Origin of the sequence: Pseudomonas sp. FP2294 (assembly GCF_030687625.1) — a bacterium.
GTDB classification, from domain to species: domain Bacteria; phylum Pseudomonadota; class Gammaproteobacteria; order Pseudomonadales; family Pseudomonadaceae; genus Aquipseudomonas; species Aquipseudomonas shahriarae.
This window is the reverse complement of sequence record NZ_CP117441.1, coordinates 4444938-4463766: the sequence shown is the minus strand read 5'-3', so window position 1 is coordinate 4463766 and position 18829 is coordinate 4444938. Positions and strand designations below refer to the sequence as shown.

Below are 18829 nucleotides of genomic sequence, written 5' to 3'. Positions count from 1 at the left end.
ACTTTCCTCACCCTCGTTTCCGGGTAGAATGCTCGTTCGCATGCGGCCGTGAGGGCTGCTCGGGCGACTCACGGGGCGCCCCTTCATCCCTAATGTGTGGAAGAACCTGCCGATATGTTTGCGCCTTTGTTAAAGAAACTTTTTGGAAGCAAGAATGAGCGCGAAGTCAAACGCATGCTCAAGACGGTGCAGCTGGTCAATGCCTTCGAAGAGCAGATGGTTGCTTTGTCGGACGAGCAATTGCGCGCCAAGACCGAAGAGTTCAAGGCCCGCATAGCCAAAGGTGAGACCCTCGACAAACTGCTGCCCGAAGCCTTTGCGGTCGCCCGCGAAGCCGGTAAGCGGGTGATGGGCATGCGCCACTTCGACGTCCAGTTGATCGGCGGCATGACCCTGCATGAAGGCATGATTGCCGAAATGCGCACCGGTGAAGGCAAGACCCTGGTGGCAACCCTGGGTGTTTACCTCAACGCACTGTCCGGCAAGGGCGTGCACGTTGTGACGGTGAACGACTACCTGGCCCGCCGGGACGCCAACTGGATGCGTCCGCTGTATGAATTCCTCGGCCTGACCGTCGGCGTCGTGACGCCGTTCCAGCCGCCGGAAGAGAAGCGTGCCGCCTACGCCGCCGACATCACCTACGGCACCAACAACGAATTCGGTTTCGACTACCTGCGCGACAACATGGCGTTCAGCATGGAAGAAAAATTCCAGCGCGAACTCAACTTTGCCGTGATCGACGAAGTCGACTCCATCCTCATCGACGAAGCCCGTACTCCGCTGATCATCTCCGGCCAGGCCGAAGACAGCTCGCGCCTGTACACCGAAATCAACAAACTGATCCCGCGCCTTGAGCAACATATCGAGGAAGTGGAAGGCGTGGTGACCAAAGAAGGTCATTACTCCATCGACGAGAAGACCCGTCAGGTCGAACTCAACGAAGCCGGTCACCAGTTCGTCGAAGAAATGCTGACCCAGATCGGCCTGCTGGCTGAAGGCGAAAGCCTGTACTCGGCGCACAACCTGGGCCTGTTGACCCACGTGTATGCCGGCCTGCGCGCCCACAAGCTGTTCCATCGCAACGTCGAATACATCGTCCAGGACGGCCAGGTGGTACTGGTCGACGAACACACCGGCCGTACCATGCCCGGTCGTCGTTTGTCCGAAGGCCTGCACCAGGCCATCGAAGCCAAGGAAGAGCTCAATATCCAGGCCGAGAGCCAGACATTGGCCTCGACCACCTTCCAGAACTACTTCCGCCTGTACAACAAGCTGTCCGGCATGACCGGTACTGCGGATACCGAAGCGTTCGAATTCCACCAGATCTACGGTCTGTCGGTGATGGTCATCCCACCGAACAAGCCGCTGGCGCGTAAAGACTACAACGACCTGGTGTTCCTGACCGCCGACGAGAAATACGCGGCCATCGTCGCCGACATCAAGGAATGCATGACCCACGGCCGTCCGGTCCTGGTGGGTACTGCCACCATCGAAACCTCCGAGCACATGTCGAACCTGCTCAACAAGGAAGGTATCGAGCACAAGGTCCTCAACGCCAAGTTCCACGAAAAAGAAGCCGAGATCATTGCCCAGGCCGGTCGCCCAGGCGCGCTGACCATCGCGACCAACATGGCCGGTCGTGGTACCGACATCCTGTTGGGCGGCAACTGGGAAGTGGAAGTGGCGTCCCTGGACAACCCGACCCCTGAGCAGATCGCCCAGATCAAGGCTGACTGGCAGAAACGCCACCAGGCAGTGCTGGAATCCGGTGGTTTGCAGGTGATCGCGTCCGAGCGTCACGAATCGCGTCGTATCGACAACCAACTGCGTGGCCGTGCCGGTCGCCAGGGTGACGCCGGTTCCAGCCGTTTCTACCTGTCCCTGGAAGACAGCCTGATGCGCATCTTCGCCTCGGATCGGGTGAAGAACTTCATGAAGGCCCTGGGCATGCAGTCCGGCGAAGCCATCGAGCACCGCATGGTGACCAACGCCATCGAAAAGGCCCAGCGCAAGGTCGAAGGTCGTAACTTCGACATTCGTAAGCAACTGCTGGAGTTCGATGACGTCAACAACGAACAGCGTAAAGTGATTTATCACATGCGTAACACGTTGCTGGCCGCCGACAACATTGGCGAAACCATCGCCGACTTCCGTCAGGACGTGCTCAACGCCACCGTCAGCGCCCATATCCCGCCACAGTCCCTGCCTGAGCAGTGGGATGTTGCCGGCCTGGAAGCGGCGTTGAAGAGCGACTTCGGTGTCGATCTGCCGGTCCAGCAATGGCTCGACGAAGACGACCACCTGTACGAAGAAACCCTGCGCGAAAAACTGATGGCCGAACTGCTGGCCGCGTACAACGAGAAAGAAGAGCAAGCCAGTGCCGAAGCACTGCGCACCTTCGAGAAGCAAATCGTTCTGCGCGTGCTGGACGACCTGTGGAAAGACCACCTGTCGACCATGGATCACCTGCGTCACGGTATCCACCTGCGCGGCTACGCCCAGAAGAACCCGAAGCAGGAGTACAAGCGCGAGTCGTTCACGCTGTTCTCCGAGTTGCTGGATTCGATCAAGCGCGATTCGATTCGTGTGCTGTCCCACGTTCAGGTGCGCCGCGAAGACCCGATCGAAGAAGAAGCCCGTCTGCGCCAGGAAGCCGAAGCCCTTGCCGCGCGCATGCAGTTCCAGCATGACGAAGCACCGGGTCTTGAAGCACCTGAAGTGCTGGGCGAAGAAGTCGACGTGGCCCTGGCCCAGGCGCCGGTGCGCAACGAGCAGAAGCTGGGTCGCAACGAGCCGTGCTGGTGCGGTTCGGGCAAGAAGTTCAAACACTGCCACGGCGAAATCAACTAAGATTTTTGCCTGACGCTGCAATACCCCCGCGCCGCGACCGGCATCAGCCGTCGCGGCGTTTTGCCATTTAATCACCGTCGACGACGACGGTGCAGACATCGTTAAGGAGCGCATTCATGGCTGTTGGTCTTGGTCCTTTGCCCACGTTGCACCCGGTTGCCGGTTTTGAACTCGGTATCGCTTCGGCCGGCATCAAACGCCCTGGGCGCAAAGACGTGGTGGTGATGCGCTGTGCCGAAGGCTCGACCATCGCCGGCGTGTTCACGCTGAACGCGTTTTGCGCCGCGCCGGTGATTCTCGCCAAGCAACGCGTCGAAGGCCCGGTACGTTACCTGCTGACCAACACCGGCAATGCCAACGCCGGCACCGGCGAACCAGGCCTGGCCGCTGCCGCGCGCACCTGCGCCAAGCTGGCGGAGTTGACCGGCGTGGACGCCAGCCAAGTGCTGCCGTACTCCACCGGGGTGATCGGTGAGCCATTGCCCGTGGAAAAAATCGAAGGCGCCCTGCAAGCCGCGCTGGACGACCTGTCGGTGGATAACTGGGCGGCCGCGGCTACCGGGATCATGACCACCGACACCTTGCCCAAGGGCGCCAGCCGCCAGTTTGTGCATGACGGCGTGACCGTCACCGTGACAGGCATCAGCAAAGGCGCGGGCATGATCCGCCCGAACATGGCGACCATGCTCGGCTACATCGCCACCGACGCCAAAGTCTCCCGTGACGTGCTGCAAAACCTGATGCTTGATGGCGCCAACAAGTCGTTCAACCGCATCACCATCGACGGTGATACCTCGACCAACGACTGCTGCATGTTGATTGCCACCGGCAAGGCCGACCTGCCGGAAATCACCTCGTCCAACGGCCCGCTGTTCGCGGCGTTGAAGCAGGCGGTGTTTGAAGTGTGCATGGAAGTGGCCCAGGCCATCGTGCGTGACGGCGAAGGCGCGACCAAGTTCGTTACCGTTGAAGTCAACGGCGGCGGTAATCACCAGGAGTGCCTGGATGTGGGTTACACCGTGGCCCACTCGCCATTGATCAAGACCGCGCTGTTTGCGTCCGACCCGAACTGGGGCCGGATCCTCGCGGCGGTTGGCCGTGCCGGCGTACCGAACCTGGATGTGAGCAAGATCGACGTGTTCCTCGGCGATGTGTGCATCGCCAGCCGTGGTGCCCGTGCCGAGACCTACACCGAAGCCCAGGGCTCGGCGGTGATGCAGCAGGAAGAAATCACCATCCGTATCGAGTTGGGGCGCGGTGAGTGCAGCGAAACCATCTGGACCACCGACCTGTCCCACGAGTACGTGAAGATCAACGCCGAATACCGTACTTGATACCTGCCCGGGGCATTGGCAATGCCCCGGCAGGCGCCGGCTTAGAGGACGTAAAACCGTGAAACGAGTTCATGTAGCAGCCGCAGTCATTCGCGGTACCGATGGCCGGATTCTGTTGGCCCGTCGTGCAGATACCCAGCACCAGGGCGGCCTCTGGGAGTTTCCCGGTGGCAAGGTGGAGGCCGATGAGTCGGTGCTCACCGCACTGGGGCGAGAGCTGCAGGAAGAATTGGGTATCCAGGTCACCACGGCCCGGCCGTTGATCCAGGTACAGCATGATTACCCGGACAAGCAGGTGTTGCTGGATGTCTGGGAGGTCTCGGCGTTTACCGGCGAGCCCCACGGCGCGGAAGGGCAGCCCCTTGAATGGGTGGCGCCACGGGACTTGCAGAACTACGAGTTTCCCGCGGCCAATGCGCCCATCGTTGCTGCTGCCCGTTTGCCCGCCGACTACCTGATCACCCCAGGCGAACTGGAAGCCCCGGTGCTGTTGCGCGGTATCCAGAAAGCCGTTGCCGGTGGTATCAAACTGATCCAGTTGCGTGCGCCCAATGGCTACGACCCCAAATACCGCGACCTGGCGGTGGACGCCGTAGGCCTGTGTGCTGGCAAGGCGCAATTGATGCTCAAGGGGCCGTTTGAATGGCTCGGTGATTTCCCGGCTGCTGGCTGGCACATGACCTCGGCGCAACTGCGCAAATACGCGAGCAAGGGCCGACCGTTGCCCAAGGACCGCTGGTTGGCGGCGTCTTGCCACAATGCCGAGGAACTGGCATTGGCCGAACTGATGGACGTGGATTTTGTCACTCTGTCGCCGGTGCAGCCGACCCAGACTCACCCTGATGCGCAGCCTCTGGGTTGGGAAGAGGCGGCGCAGTTGATCAAGGGCTTCAGCAAGCCGGTGTTTCTGTTGGGCGGGGTTGGGCCTGACGAGCGGGAGAAGGCCTGGGAGAGCGGGGCGCAGGGTGTGGCGGGGATTCGGGCGTTCTGGCCTGAGGTGTGAGTTGTCATTGCTGGCCCCATCGCAGGCAAGCCAGCTCCCACATTTGAATGTATTCACAAATCAAAATGTGGGAGCGGGCTTGCCCGCGATGAGGCCCAGTCAAACAATACAAAACCCGCAGAATTTCAGTGCGGCTTAGCCGCCTGCCACAAAATCCCCACATTTGAATGTATTCACAAATCAAAATGTGGGAGCGGGCTTGCCCGCGATGAGGCCCAGTCAAACAATACAAAACCCGCAGAATTTCAGTGCGGCTTAGCGGCCTGCCACAAAATCCCCACATTTGAATGTATTCACAAATCAAAATGTGGGAGCGGGCTTGCCCGCGATGAGGCCCTGCCAAACAATACAAAACCCCGCAGAGTCTCAGTGCGGCTTAGCCGCCGCCTGCCACAAAATCTCCGCAATCCCTTGCCTCCGGGCAATCACCCTTGCTGCCACAAACAGCAAATCCGATAGCCGATTGATATACGCCAATCCCACCCCTTCCAACGGCTCCAGCGCATTCAGTTGCTGGCAGCGCCGCTCGGCGCTACGGGCCAGGCTGCGGCACACGTGGGCCTGGGCAATCAGCGCCGAACCGCCGGGCAGGATGAAGTTCTCCAAAGGCCCGACTTCTTCATTCCAGCGATCAATCGCGGCTTCCAGGCGGTCCACCTCGCCCGCGTTGAGTGCCTTGTAGACCGGCATTGCCAACTCGCCACCGAGGTCAAACAATCGATGCTGGCAGGGTGTCAGTACCTCGATCACATCCTTCAGCGCGGGATGCTGGCCGCTTTGCTCCTCAAGGCCGGCCAACAGCAGGCCCAGTTGGCTGTTGAGGCTGTCCACTTCACCGATCGCCTCCACCCGGGGGTGATCCTTGGGCACGCGGCGGCCGTCACCCAGGCCGGTTTCGCCCTTGTCGCCGGTACGGGTGTAAATTTTCGACAGGCGAAAGCCCATGGTCAGTGCTCCAGTTGAGTCAGTTCGTGGTGGGCAAGCTGGCTACCGGCCAGTGGCAGGCGCAAGGTGAAACAGGTGCCCTGGCCCAGGGTGGAGTGAACCTCCATCTGGCCCTTGTGGTTGTTGGTGATGATGAAGTACGAGACCGACAGGCCCAGCCCCGTGCCCTGGCCGATTTCCTTGGTGGTGAAGAACGGTTCGAACGTGCGTTTGCGCACGTTCTCACTCATGCCGATGCCATTGTCTTCCACCTGGATCTCGGCCCAGGGTGGGTTGAGCCGGGTGCGCAGGATGATGCGCCCCGGCTCGCTGTCGTCTTCGCGCAGGTGGATGGCCTGGGCGGCGTTTTTCAGCAGGTTGAGCAGGACCTGCTCCAATTCGTTGGCGGTGCCCGGCACGGGGCCCAGCAAAGGGTCGAACTGGCGGATGATCGCCTGGCCCTTGAAGTCGAAGCCGATGGTCAGGTCGAAGTCGTTACCGGCAATTTCCACGGCCTGGTCAATCAGGGCCGGCAGGTCGCAAGGCGCCATCTGCCGGTTGCTGCGGCGGCTGAAACTGAGCATATGGGTGACGATTTTCGCTGCACGGGCCCCGGCTTGCTGGATGCCGTCGAGCAGCTGCGGCACTTCGCGGCTTTGCAGGTAGCGGTTGACCGTTTCCAGTTCCACGCCCACCTGCTCGGCATGCTCCTGGTTTTTCGGCAGGTCCGCCGACAGGCGTCGCCGAATGTTCTGCACGTTGTGCAGGATTGCCCCCAACGGGTTGTTGATTTCGTGGGCCATGCCTGCGGCGAGCCCTCCGACTGACAGCATTTTCTCCGATTGCACCATCATTTCTTCCAGGGACAGGCGCTGGGTGATGTCGTCGATACGGATCACCACCCCGCGCCCGGCGCCACCCATCAGCGGGTAAAAGGTCAGGGCATAGTGCTTGGGTTCGTCGTCCTTGATCCAGGTAACGCGCTCGATGCGCTCCACCGTGTGCTGCTCCACCGTGGCCTTGAGCTGGGGCAGATAGGGCTTGAGCGGTTCGAAGGCGAGGAAGATCGGCTGGTTCAGGGCTTCATCCAGGCGCGTGCCGGACAGGGCGCTGGCTTCCTGGTTCCATTGGGTGACGTAGAGCTGCTCGTCCAGGGCAATCAGGGCGGAGGGCATGGAGTCGATGATGCTGTTGAGATAGTTCTGAAAGCCGGTGAGTTTTTTCTCGATCTTGCTGCGAACCTGCACTTCCAGTTCCAGCTTGCGGTTGGTATGCCGGGTTTCCTCGGCCAGACCCTGGGCCTGGTCGTAGGCGGCCTGGGAGTCGTCCCGTGCGCGCTTGAGTTGCTGCTCCCGGGCTTCGATACGCGACAGCATGGTATTGAACGCTTCGGCCAGGCTGCCGATTTCGTCATGGTTGCCGCGACCGGCCCGCAGGGCGTAGTTCTCCTCGCGGGTGACCTGGCGCGACAACTCTTCCAACTCGTGGATGGGCCGGGTAATCAGGCGTTTGATCTGCCGGGCAATCACCATCCACAGCAGGATGCTGAAAATCAGGATGCCAAGGCTGGCGGTCAGGGTGCCGGTGTAGAAAGCGACTGGCAGTTCGCTGCTGGCCACCAGCAGCAGATGCCCTGAGGGCAGGCCGGGGCGGGGCAGGGTGATGACTTGATTGCTGCGAAACTCGGTAACCCGCCACGCCTCGATGTCGCGATAGTGCGCCGGCAGTTGCAGGCGATCACCGTGTTGCAGTTGCGCCAGGCGGCTGCCTTCGCCGTCATACAGGGCCGCCGCCCGCAGTGGCGAATAGCTGGTCAGCTCGTTGAGCAAGGCATCGGCGTTGGCGGGAGAGTCCAGGGCTTGCGCGGCGAGGGCGGGGTTGGAAACCAGCCGGCCAATTGCCTGCAAGGCTTGCGGGGCCATGCTTTCCTGGGAGATCCAATAGGCGGCGCTGATAAAGGTCAGGTTGGCCACCAGCAGCACGGTGGTCAGCAGTACCAGCAGGGCCGCCAGCAGTTTCTGCCCGACGGGGAGGTTTTCGAGACGCTGGCGCAGTGGCATCAGGTGGTTCGCAGGCAAGGATCCAGTTGGCAGGGTAGCGCGTGCCTCAGTCGCTGGGCAATCCGTGTGCGTCCAGGTAGGCGGCCAGGCGTACCTGCAGTTGTTGCAGATGCGGCAGGCTCAAACGATGGCGCAAGGCCGCCTGGCAGGCATGGCCGAGCAGATAGCTGATCTCGGTGCGCCGCCCGTTGGCCACATCCTGGTACATCGACGAGAAGTTGGCCGCTGTCGCCTGGATCACCCGCTCCACTTCGGCCTGCAGATTCTCGGCCGCCGCGGGCTGGCCGCAGCACGTCAGCAGCTCGCCGAGCTCGGCACACAAGGTCGCCACCTCACAGTGATGCGCCTGCAATCCGCCATTGCGGCATTGATAGAGCACCGTCAGTGGATTGATCGCACAGTTGAGTGCCAGTTTTCGCCAGAGCCGCGTGAGGATGTCGGTGCTCCACTGGTGGGGAATGCCGGCAGCGTGCAGGTCGTCCAGCCACAGCGGCGCCGTGGGATGGCTGGCGTCACCGAGCCAGGTGAAGCCCTGGCCGGCAAATACCACGCTGCCATCACTTTGCCGAAACGCACCCTCGGTGCTGGAGGCGAAGATACAGCGTGCCTGGGGCAATAGGGCGGCAACCGCATCCTGGCTGCCCAAGCCGTTCTGCAGCAGGATTACCTCGGCATTGGGTGTCAGGCGTCGTGCCAGCTGTGCGACAGCGCCAGGAGCATCGTAGGCTTTACACGCGACCAGCAGGCGATCAATTGGCTCGGGGCTGTCGGATGTTTGTGCAACCACCGGATAAGTCTGGGCATGCCCTTGTTCGACCAGGGTCAGCCCGGGAGATGCCTGATAGCGGGTCAGGCGCGCCTGATCGCGCAGGATCAGCGTGACGGGCAGGCCCGCGCGGGCCAGGCGTGTGGCCCATAATGTGCCGAGACTGCCTGCGCCGAGGACATGCCAGGTGGTGGACATCAATTTTGCTCCGTAAGCCGCTGGGTGAGCCAAGCAGCTCAGGGTAAAGAGTCGTTATAATGCCCCGGCATTTTACCCGCAAGCCAGGCGCGCTCCATCTTTACTGAGCCGCGCCCCTTTTTTATTGGAGAAACTACATGCCGTCGTTCGACGTGGTATCTGAACTGGACAAGCACGAAGTCACCAACGCCGTCGAGAACGCCGTCAAGGAGCTGGACCGTCGTTATGACTTGAAAGGCAAAGGCAGCTTTGAGTTCAAGGAAAAAGAACTGACGGTCAACCTGACCGCTGAAGCCGATTTCCAGCTGGAAGCGATGATCGAGATCCTCAAGCTGGCCCTGGTCAAGCGCAAGATTGATGTGCAGTGCCTCGAAGTCAAGGATGCCTACGCTTCGGGCAAGTTGATGAAGCAGGAAGCCGTGCTCAAGGAAGGTATCGACAAGGAGCTGGCGAAGAAAATCGTCGCTCACGTCAAGGACGCCAAGCTCAAGGTCCAGGCCGCGATCCAGGGCGAGCAGGTGCGTATCACCGGCAAGAAGCGTGACGATTTGCAGGATGCGATTGCCGCCCTGCGCGCCAAGACCTTTGATATGCCGCTGCAGTTCAACAACTTCCGCGACTGACCCGGTTCTCGGGAACCCGTGAGGGATTTCGACGTCCCACGCCACAGAACCTGCAGAAACGATTGAGCCCTACGGGGCTCAATTGCTGTGGCGACCTTTATATGCAGTGCTAAACAGGAGAATCTAGATGGACTTGAATGCTGAAGTGGATCAATTGATCAAGGCTTCCCAAGCCTGGGTCCCGATGATCATGGAGTACGGCAGCCGGGTATTGCTGGCGGTGCTGACCCTGGCCATTGGCTGGTGGTTGATCAACAAGTTGACCCACAAGGTAGGGCGCCTGCTGGCCCTGCGCAATGCCGACCTGGCGCTGCAGGGCTTTGTGACCAGCCTGGCGAACATCGTGCTCAAAGTGATGCTGATCGTCAGCGTCGCCTCGATGATCGGTGTCGAAACCACCTCGTTCGTCGCCGCGATCGGTGCCGCGACCCTGGCTATTGGCCTGGCGTTGCAAGGCAGCCTGGCTAACTTTGCCGGTGGCGTGCTGATCCTGCTGTTCCGCCCGTTCCGCATCGGTGACTGGATCGAAGCCCAGGGCACAGCGGGTACCGTCGATAGCATCCAGATCTTCCACACGGTGATCCGCACCGGCGACAACAAGACGGTCATCGTGCCTAACGGCATCTTGTCCAACGGCATCATCACCAACACCAACCGCCAACCGACCCGCAAGGTGGTGTTTGACGTAGGTGTCGACTACGAAGCCGACCTGCAAAAGGCCCGTGAAGTGCTGCTGGAACTGGCCAAGGACCCACGGGTTCTGGCGGACCCGGAGCCGGTTGCCGTGATTTCGACCCTGGGCGACAGTTCGATCACTGTTTCCCTGCGCGTATGGACCAAGACTGCAGATTATTGGGATGTGATGTTCATGTTTAATGAACTGGCGCGGGATCGTTTGAAAGCTGTAGGGATAGATATCCCATTCCCGCAGCGCGTTATTCGCATGATGCAGGAAGCACCTGCCAAGTAATAACGGGAGCAGGGATCGAACTTGGCTGAATGGTCAGGTTTAATCGCAGTAACAAACTAGATAGCTAGCTTGCTAGTTATTTAAGCAGTAGAAATATTAGTGCAATAAAAAGCCGCTCACTGATTAACAGTGAGCGGCTTTTTAATGAGGGGCCGAAGCCCCTGGGCATCTTCGATTACAAGATGTTCAGCGGGTATTGCGCGATCAGACGCAGTTCGTCGATCGACGAAGAACCGTAGTAAACGCCATCAGACGAGCGATAAGTCGCTTGGCGAATACGCAGGCTCAGGTCTTTGGCCGGGCCGCTCTGGATCACGTATTTGGCTTCGAGGTCGCGTTCCCACTCTTTGCCGTTCGAGGTCAGGGCGGTGTTGGCGCCGCTACCGGTGACGTACGAAGCCAGGAAGCTCAGGCCAGGTACACCGAAGGTGGCCATGTCGAGGTCGTAACGGGCCTTGAAGGATTTCTCGCCTTCGGCGTTGAAGTCGGAACGGGCGACGGAGTTGGCCAGGAACACTGTGCCGCCACCGTCAATGCCGTAGCCGTAGTCGCCGTCACCGGTAACCTTCTGGGCAGCCAGGGTGAAGGTGTGTGCACCGATGGTGTAGGCACCCTGCAAGCTGAACGCACGGTTGTCGAGTTTGGTCACGTCGTCTTTGAAAGCGCGTTGCAGGCCGGCACCGTCGCTCTTGGTGTCGTAGATGTTGAAGTCTACAGCCACCGACTGGTCGTCGCTCAGGGCATGGGTCCAGTTGACGTTGGCGTAGTATTTGCGCCAGTAGTCTTCGACTTTCGAGTAGTAGAGGCTGGTGGTGAACTCAGGCGTCCAACCGTAGGTACCACCCACGAAATTGGCTTGCTTGATGCCCCGGGAGGTTTCAGGGAAGTCGATGATACTGTCCCTGTAGGTTTGCGCCTGGGCAACGCTGGAAGTGAAGTGACCGGCTTCAAGCTTGAGGTCTTTGATCTCGTTGCTGACGATCGAGATACCTTGCGGCAGCTCCGGCAGCAAGCGACTGTCGTCGGACGCGAAGACCGGCGCAGTGGTGTACTGGTCGCCGACTTTCAGCACGGTATTGGAGAGACGGAACTTGATGGCGCCGCCGCCCTTGGAGTACTCATCCTCTGAGCGGCCATCCGAGCCTTCCGGGAACAAACCAGTGCCATTCCGGCCTCTGCCGCTGTCCAGTTTCACGCCCAGCAGGCCGATTACGTCAACACCCACACCGATGGTGCCCTGGGTGAAACCCGACTGGTACAAACCGTTGAAGCCCAGGCCGCTTTCCCGGGTGTAGCTTTTACCCGACGTGTTGTTGCGGTTATCCCGGCTGAAGTACAGGGCACGGGTGTTGATGCTGAAGGTGCTGTCTTCGACAAAACCTTTGGCATCATCTTGGGCGGACGCCATTGCGAACTGTGAGGTGCCTGCTGAGACAGCGAGGGCGATCATGCTCCACTTCATCACGCGCATCGTGATTTGCTCCTTTGGTTTTAGGAAGAGTACTGCCGTCCCACCTGTATTTTTGTCTGGGCGGCTCTTTCTTTTTTGTGACAACGCAAACTTATAGCACGCTGGCAATAGTTGGCGATACTTGCACATCTGTCCTTTCAGCTTCTTTACGAGGCTGTCGTAAATTGCTAGATCCATGTCGCAAATCTACAGTCTGTTTGTCACCAGACTGACAACTTCAATACTGTCTTTAATACCCTGAGCAGGGGTGCAAAGTACCCTGTTCAAAGTTTTAAAACTTCCTGTAGGTGTATTGACTCACTGTTGTTTTTATCGTGAAACACTGCCTTCCTGGCAAGTGCCGTTGTCGACGATATGGGAGTGAATGCAACAAGCGTGCTCAAACTGCCGGGCGGATGTCATTTTTTCGTGAAAAATGTGTTGGATCTGTGAAAAGCGCCTGGAAACGGGGCTTTTGCGTGGTTTTTTTTGGAATTCGTGGCGCCAGTTGTGCGGGATTTCGAACGCGCAATAATACGTTTCTGTCAGAAATGTTACCGGTCCACCCTGTGGGGTGGGTAATCGGCGGATAAGCCCTGCCCGATGTAGGGCATAAAAGACTCATTTTGGTGCATCTGCCGATTGCCGCAGGTGTCGCGCGGATTGCCCCGTGAAGCAGTCGCCATTCGCAGGTATGCTGGGCGCCTGAAACTGACTAGCCGAACGGAGTGACTGCGGTGTTCGCCTTGGATCCACGTCTGCAAAACGACACCTTGCCCATCGGGGAATTCCCCCTGTGCCGGCTGCTGCTGTCCAATGACTCTAACTACCTCTGGCTTATCCTGGTGCCGCGCATTGCCGGCATCAGCGAAGTGTTCCAGCTCGACGCTGGCGACCAGTCCCGGTTGTGGCGCGAAACCACCACGTTGGCACAGTTGCTCAATGACGGGTTCGGCGCCGATAAAATGAACATCGGTGCGCTGGGTAACGTGGTCAACCAGTTACATGTGCACGTGATTGTGCGCAAACGCGACGATGCGGCTTGGCCTGCACCGGTCTGGGGCAAGCATCCGGCAGTGCCTTATAGCGACGATCAGGTGGCGCTGATTCGTACCCGCCTGCGGGAGCTGCTGCCGCCCGAATTCATTTTTGCCCAGGACTGAACCATGGACCTGCAAGACCGCGTGATGGACCTTGAGAGCCGCCTGGCTTTCCAGGACGACACCATCGAGACATTGAATGACATCCTGGTCGCCCAGCAGCGGGCGGTAGAGCGTCTGCAATTGCAGATGGCGGCCTTGCTCAAGCGTCAGGAAGAAATGGGCGGGCAGTTCGAGTCTTCCGAGGAAGAAGCGCCACCGCCTCATTATTGAGGGCTCGGGAAAAGTCCCGGCGATAAAAAACCGCGATGCAGTGTCAGCTGCATCGCGGTTTTTTTTGGGGCGTGCTCTGGGTTCAGCGACGCGGCAGGGCGGCGATCACGTCTTCAGCTTGCAGGCCTTTGTCGCGGTTCATCACGGAGAACTCCACGCGCTGGCCTTCCACCAGGACGCGATGGCCTTCGCCGCGGATGGCCCGGAAGTGGACGAAGATATCGTCGCCCGAGTCCCGGGAAATAAAGCCGAAGCCTTTGGATGTGTTGAACCACTTGACGGTCCCGGTATCCCGGTTGGTCATGTCGTAGTTTTGCGAGCTGGCCGGGGCAGACGAACGGTAGAAGCTGATGGCCAGGTGAAGAACGATCGCGACCACCGCAATGGCCAGGCTGAGCAGGATGGCTGGATGGCCGCCGACTTCAGGCATAGGGGCCAGGAGGGTGAGGGTTTGTACCACGACAGCCAGCACCAGCAGGGCGCTGACCAGGTTTTGCAGTTGATGGCGTGTGCCTTTGTTCCAGTAGGGAATCACTGGCGCCAGCGTCAGGTTGAGAAGGCCGAACAGAGCCAGGTACAGCGCGTCGTGTTGTTGCAGGTACGGCAGGCTTTCTGGTTGCAGGCTCGGGATAAAGGACAGCAGCAAAGCTGCAGCGCCCGTTAGCAGGTGGACGATTTTCAACATTTTGATTAACTCACGTTAAGACGGATCACGAAGGAAGAGCTGACTGGCACGGTTCGCTTCTGAACAATGGGAGGCGTTGGGCACGTGCGCGATTATTCAGCCTATGCCGCTTGCCGCAGGAAATAGCGGCGGCGACACGCAGCCTATTTAACAGCAAAGCCTGTGCCTTCTCAAATCAAGCGTTTCAGGGCGTTGCAAAGATCATCGCATTTGTGCGGCAAACCCTTGTCCTAGACAGGTGTGGGTGTTTTTAACCGTGCCAGGCCTTGCCGCCCGTGGTCGAGCGCGATGCAAAGGGGCGATTTGCCGCAGGCCACCTGCGGCAGTAGGGCTGCGCAAGGCGAGGACTCTTGCTAGAGTGGGTAAGCACCTGATCAATGAATTTTCATCAATTGAAGGGAATAGACATGGCAATCGATATCGGTATCAGCGAAGAAGATCGTAAATCCATTGTTGACGGACTTTCACGGCTGCTTTCAGATACCTATGTACTTTATCTGAAAACCCATAACTTTCATTGGAACGTCACGGGGCCACAGTTTCGTACATTGCACTTGATGTTTGAAGAGCAATATAACGAACTGGCGCTGGCGGTTGACTCCATTGCCGAACGTATTCGTGCCCTGGGCTTTCCTGCGCCGGGTGCCTACTCTATCTATGCCCGTCTGTCTTCGATCAAGGAAGAAGAAGGCGTGCCCAGTGCTGAAAACATGATCAAGCAACTTGTCGATGGGCAGGAAGCTGTTACCCGCACCGCACGTGGGATCTTCCCGTTACTTGATAAAGTCAGCGATGAGCCGACTGCGGACTTGCTGACCCAGCGTATGCACATCCACGAAAAGACCGCCTGGATGCTGCGTTCGCTGCTCGAAGGCAAATAAGCACCGCAGGCCAGTGGTGCCTGGCAGGCGCCACTGGCTTCAGCTGATTGCTTCCTGATACCTGCGTTGGCTTGTCCTACGCACAACAACTCTCCGTCTTCTGGCTGCACTTGCCTGCTTGATGTTTTATAGGCTCAACGGCCAATAACAGCCGTTTGTTCAAGAGCCGTTTGGCAAGGGAGTGTCAGGTGTATGTCGCGTAGTACGGGTAAAGGTGTGCTGGAAACTTCCGGCGTCTACAAGATAAAGATCGACCCTTTCGTCAAAGGGTTCGATATGGCATTGGCACGGCCACTGTCGCGCTCTGTCCGGTTGAATGGTTTTTCAACATGCCTGCGGCTTGAAGAAGTGTATTGGAATATTCTTGGCGAAATCGCCAGGATCAATACCTGTTCGGTCAGTGCGTTGCTGTCCTACGTGGATCGCGAGGTGCACTTGCGTTATGGCGGGGTGAAGAATTTCAGCGGTCTGGTCCGGGTCGTGTGTGTGGTTCATGCGTTGAAAGGGCAGGCTTCAGCCGTCAATCAGGCGGGCCTTATATAGCCGGGTTAGCCGAGACCGGAGCCGCAGGGGTGTTTCTATATAGTGCGTTGCACGTTGCCACGGCTGCACAGCCTCGATTTAACGGATATAATCTCGCCCTTTGCTGCGCAACCGGCTCTACCCGGGCGCAGCGCAGCAATGACGTGATCGCCGAGACATCCCATGCCCATGTACGATTACCAATGCGCTTCCTGTGGTCACCAGTTGGAAGCCATTCAGAAGATCAGCGACGCGCCGTTGGTCGATTGCCCTGCTTGCCAGGCGCCAGAGCTGAAAAAGATGCTGTCCATGCCGGGTTTTCGCCTGAGCGGTAGCGGCTGGTACGAGACCGACTTCAAGACCGGCGCCAAGAAGAATCTGGCGGGCGGCGACAAAGCAGACTGAGTTGAACTCTACGCGCGAGCTCCTGCATTATCCGTGGCCTGACTTAAAAGGTGCGGTGTCCGAGCAGGAACTCCACCGAATTTCGAATTACGAGAAGTGAAACCACTACCATGATGCGCAGCCACTATTGCGGCCAACTGAACGAGACCCTGGAAGGTCAGGAAATCACCCTTTGCGGATGGGTTCACCGTCGCCGCGACCATGGCGGGGTGATTTTCCTCGATATCCGTGATCGTGATGGTCTGGCCCAGGTGGTATTCGACCCGGATCGCGCCGAGAGCTTCGCCGCCGCCGACCGCGTGCGCAGCGAGTACGTCGTGAAAATCACCGGCAAGGTCCGCCTGCGTCCGGCCGGTGCCACCAACGCCAACATGGCGTCGGGCATGATCGAAGTCCTGGGCTACGAGCTGGAAGTGCTGAACGAGTCGGAAACCCCGCCGTTCCCACTCAACGAGTTCTCTGACGTTGGCGAAGAAACCCGCCTGCGTTATCGCTTCCTCGACCTGCGTCGCCCGGAAATGGCCGAGAAGCTGCGCCTGCGTTCGCGCATGACCACCAGCATCCGTCGCTTCCTGGACGAGAACGGCTTCCTCGACGTCGAGACGCCGATCCTGACCCGCGCTACGCCAGAAGGCGCACGTGACTACCTGGTGCCAAGCCGTACCCACGCCGGTAGCTTCTTCGCCTTGCCGCAATCGCCACAGTTGTTCAAGCAACTGCTGATGGTCGCCGGCTTCGACCGTTACTACCAGATCGCCAAGTGCTTCCGCGACGAAGACCTGCGCGCCGACCGCCAGCCGGAATTCACCCAGATCGACATCGAGACCAGTTTCCTCGATGAAAAAGAGATCATGGGCCTGACCGAAGAAATGATCCGCAACCTGTTCAAGGAAGTGCTGGGTCTGGAATTCGGCGAGTTCCCGCACATGACCTTCGAAGAGGCCATGCGCCGCTACGGTTCCGACAAGCCAGACCTGCGTAACCCGCTGGAACTGGTTGACGTTGCCGACCAGCTCAAGGAAGTCGACTTCAAGGTGTTCAGCGGCCCGGCCAACGACCCGAAATGCCGCATCGCCGCACTGCGTGTGCCAGGCGGCGCGAGCATGCCGCGCAAGCAGATCGACGACTACACCAAGTTCGTGGGTATCTACGGTGCCAAGGGCCTGGCGTACATCAAGGTCAACGAGCGCGCCAAGGGTGTTGAAGGCCTGCAGTCGCCAATCGTCAAGAACATCCCGGAAGACAAGCTCAATGTGATCCTCGATCGCGTTGGCGCAGTCGATGGCGATATCGTGTTCTTCGGTGCCGACAAGGCCAAGATCGTCAGCGAAGCCCTGGGCGCGCTGCGGATCAAGCTGGGTCACGACCTCGACCTGCTGACCTGCAAGTGGGCCCCGATGTGGGTTGTCGACTTCCCGATGTTCGAAGAAAACGACGACGGCAGCTTCAGCGCCCTGCACCACCCGTTCACCGCACCCAAGTGCACGCCACAGGAGCTGGAAGCCAACCCGGCCGGCGCGTTGTCCCGTGCCTACGACATGGTGCTCAACGGTACTGAGTTGGGCGGCGGTTCGATCCGTATCCACCGCAAGGAGATGCAACAGTCGGTGTTCCGCCTGCTGGGCATCAACGAAGCGGAACAGGAGGAGAAGTTCGGCTTCCTGCTCGATGCCCTGAAATACGGTGCTCCACCCCACGGTGGCCTGGCCTTCGGCCTTGACCGCCTGGTGATGCTGATGACCGGTGCCCAGTCGATCCGTGAAGTGATTGCCTTCCCGAAAACCCAGAGTGCTGCGGACGTCATGACCCAGGCTCCAGGTGTGGTGGATGCCAAGGCACTGCGCGAGCTGCACATCCGTCTGCGCGAGGCGCCGAAGGCTGAGTAAGGCTGCGGCGTGAAAGCGCGATAACGTTGTACGCAGTCAAAAAGGCGCATCTTCGGATGCGCCTTTGCGTTTAAAAGAGGGAAATCTCGCCTGGGGCGGGATTGAAAGGTTTCTAGAGAATTTCGGAGTTGTGTTATGGCTGGCCATTCCAAGTGGGCGAACATCAAGCACCGCAAAGAGCGTCAGGATGCCAAAAAAGGCAAGATCTTCACCAAGTGGATTCGTGAACTGACGGTTGCTGCCCGCCAGGGTGGCGGTGATCCGGGCTCCAACCCGCGCCTGCGCCTGGCGCTGGACAAGGCCCTGGGCGCCAACATGAGTCGCGACATCATCGACCGTGCCGTGGCCCGTGGCGCCGGTGCGGCGGATACCGACGACATGGTCGAGCTGACCTACGAAGGCTACGGCCCGGGCGGCGTCGCGGTGATGGTCGAGTGCATGACCGACAACCGCAACCGTACTGCGGCAGCCGTGCGCCATGCGTTCAGCAAGTGTGGCGGTAACCTCGGCACGGATGGCTCGGTGGCCTATCTGTTCGAGCGCAAGGGGCAGATTACCTTTGCGCCGGGTACGGATGAAGATGCGCTGATGGAAGCCGCGATGGAGGCGGATGCCGACGACGTGGTGACCAACGAAGACGGCTCCATCGACGTGTTTACCTCGTTTGCCGGCTTCTACGCGGTGCGTAACGCCCTGGAAGCCGCTGGTTTCAAGGGCACCGACGCGGAAATCGTCATGCTGCCGACCACCAGTGCCGAACTGGACCTGGACGGCGCGCAGAAGGTGCTCAAGATGCTGGATATGCTTGAAGACCTGGATGATGTGCAGAACGTCTACTCCAACGCCGACATTCCAGAAGACGTGGCCGCACAGCTAGTCTGAAGGCTGGTGTAGACCAA

The 18829-nt window shown here is 59.3% G+C and carries 17 protein-coding genes; 12 read left to right on the top strand and 5 right to left on the bottom strand.

Annotated features, from left to right (window positions below):
- Positions 1-114: 114 nt before the first annotated feature.
- From secA to PSH73_RS19995, 3 genes are all read left to right on the top strand, one after another.
- Positions 115-2850: a preprotein translocase subunit SecA gene (secA, locus tag PSH73_RS20005; RefSeq protein WP_115128834.1), complete on the top strand. Its 2736-nt coding sequence runs from the start codon at positions 115-117 to the stop codon at positions 2848-2850.
- A 116-nt stretch (positions 2851-2966) separates the two neighbouring features.
- Entirely contained in the window at positions 2967-4184 is a 1218-nt protein-coding gene (gene argJ, locus PSH73_RS20000; protein WP_057960534.1) for a bifunctional glutamate N-acetyltransferase/amino-acid acetyltransferase ArgJ, read from the top strand.
- A gap of 58 nt (positions 4185-4242) precedes the next feature.
- Complete coding sequence (locus PSH73_RS19995) at positions 4243-5187, top strand: Nudix family hydrolase (RefSeq protein ID WP_057960533.1); 945 nt, start codon at positions 4243-4245, stop codon at positions 5185-5187.
- Between the two features lie 366 nt (positions 5188-5553).
- Here the strand turns inward: PSH73_RS19995 and PSH73_RS19990 are convergent, their stop codons facing one another.
- From PSH73_RS19990 to PSH73_RS19980, 3 genes are read right to left on the bottom strand one after another with little or no spacing between them, the layout of a single operon-like run.
- A complete protein-coding gene (locus PSH73_RS19990) occupies positions 5554-6132 on the bottom strand; it encodes a cob(I)yrinic acid a,c-diamide adenosyltransferase (protein ID WP_057960532.1) in 579 nt (192 codons plus the stop codon).
- A gap of 2 nt (positions 6133-6134) precedes the next feature.
- Positions 6135-8171, bottom strand: a complete 2037-nt coding sequence (locus PSH73_RS19985; RefSeq protein ID WP_120734014.1) for a HAMP domain-containing sensor histidine kinase — start codon at positions 8169-8171, stop codon at positions 6135-6137.
- A 46-nt stretch (positions 8172-8217) separates the two neighbouring features.
- Positions 8218-9135: a putative 2-dehydropantoate 2-reductase gene (locus PSH73_RS19980; protein ID WP_198792072.1), complete on the bottom strand. Its 918-nt coding sequence runs from the start codon at positions 9133-9135 to the stop codon at positions 8218-8220.
- Positions 9136-9272: 137 nt separating this feature from the next.
- On the opposite strand from PSH73_RS19980, the gene PSH73_RS19975 reads away from it, so the two are divergent.
- Positions 9273-9758, top strand: coding sequence for a YajQ family cyclic di-GMP-binding protein (locus PSH73_RS19975; protein WP_057440144.1), 486 nt, complete (start codon positions 9273-9275; stop codon positions 9756-9758).
- A 127-nt stretch (positions 9759-9885) separates the two neighbouring features.
- Positions 9886-10728 (top strand): mechanosensitive ion channel family protein, encoded by an 843-nt coding sequence (locus tag PSH73_RS19970; protein ID WP_057960529.1) that lies wholly within the window; start codon positions 9886-9888, stop codon positions 10726-10728.
- A 175-nt stretch (positions 10729-10903) separates the two neighbouring features.
- On the opposite strand, the gene PSH73_RS19965 is transcribed toward PSH73_RS19970, so the two are convergent.
- Positions 10904-12199, bottom strand: a complete 1296-nt coding sequence (locus PSH73_RS19965; RefSeq protein WP_057960526.1) for an OprD family porin — start codon at positions 12197-12199, stop codon at positions 10904-10906.
- Positions 12200-12915: 716 nt separating this feature from the next.
- Between PSH73_RS19965 and PSH73_RS19960 the strand changes: the two genes are divergently transcribed.
- Positions 12916-13341, top strand: coding sequence for an HIT domain-containing protein (locus tag PSH73_RS19960; RefSeq protein WP_057960525.1), 426 nt, complete (start codon positions 12916-12918; stop codon positions 13339-13341).
- Between the two features lie 3 nt (positions 13342-13344).
- Entirely contained in the window at positions 13345-13551 is a 207-nt protein-coding gene (locus PSH73_RS19955; RefSeq protein ID WP_029300323.1) for a SlyX family protein, read from the top strand.
- A gap of 82 nt (positions 13552-13633) precedes the next feature.
- Here PSH73_RS19955 and PSH73_RS19950 read toward each other — a convergent pair whose 3' ends face one another.
- A complete protein-coding gene (locus tag PSH73_RS19950; protein WP_057441381.1) occupies positions 13634-14236 on the bottom strand; it encodes a cold-shock protein in 603 nt (200 codons plus the stop codon).
- A gap of 407 nt (positions 14237-14643) precedes the next feature.
- Between PSH73_RS19950 and PSH73_RS19945 the strand changes: the two genes are divergently transcribed.
- The 5 genes from PSH73_RS19945 (at position 14644) to PSH73_RS19925 (ending at position 18812) form a co-directional block, all read left to right on the top strand.
- Positions 14644-15117 carry a Dps family protein gene (locus PSH73_RS19945; RefSeq protein WP_305461238.1) on the top strand — a complete coding sequence of 158 codons (474 nt, stop codon included), beginning with the start codon at positions 14644-14646 and terminating at the stop codon, positions 15115-15117.
- 192 nt (positions 15118-15309) lie between these two features.
- Positions 15310-15660 (top strand): ribbon-helix-helix domain-containing protein, encoded by a 351-nt coding sequence (locus PSH73_RS19940; RefSeq protein ID WP_057441379.1) that lies wholly within the window; start codon positions 15310-15312, stop codon positions 15658-15660.
- A gap of 162 nt (positions 15661-15822) precedes the next feature.
- The gene (locus PSH73_RS19935; RefSeq protein ID WP_057441377.1) at positions 15823-16044 is read left to right on the top strand and encodes an FmdB family zinc ribbon protein; all 222 of its coding nucleotides are present in this window, start codon (positions 15823-15825) and stop codon (positions 16042-16044) included.
- 110 nt (positions 16045-16154) lie between these two features.
- Complete coding sequence (gene aspS / locus PSH73_RS19930) at positions 16155-17930, top strand: aspartate--tRNA ligase (protein ID WP_057960524.1); 1776 nt, start codon at positions 16155-16157, stop codon at positions 17928-17930.
- Between the two features lie 135 nt (positions 17931-18065).
- Positions 18066-18812, top strand: a complete 747-nt coding sequence (locus PSH73_RS19925; RefSeq protein WP_038442836.1) for a YebC/PmpR family DNA-binding transcriptional regulator — start codon at positions 18066-18068, stop codon at positions 18810-18812.
- Positions 18813-18829 lie beyond the last annotated feature (17 nt).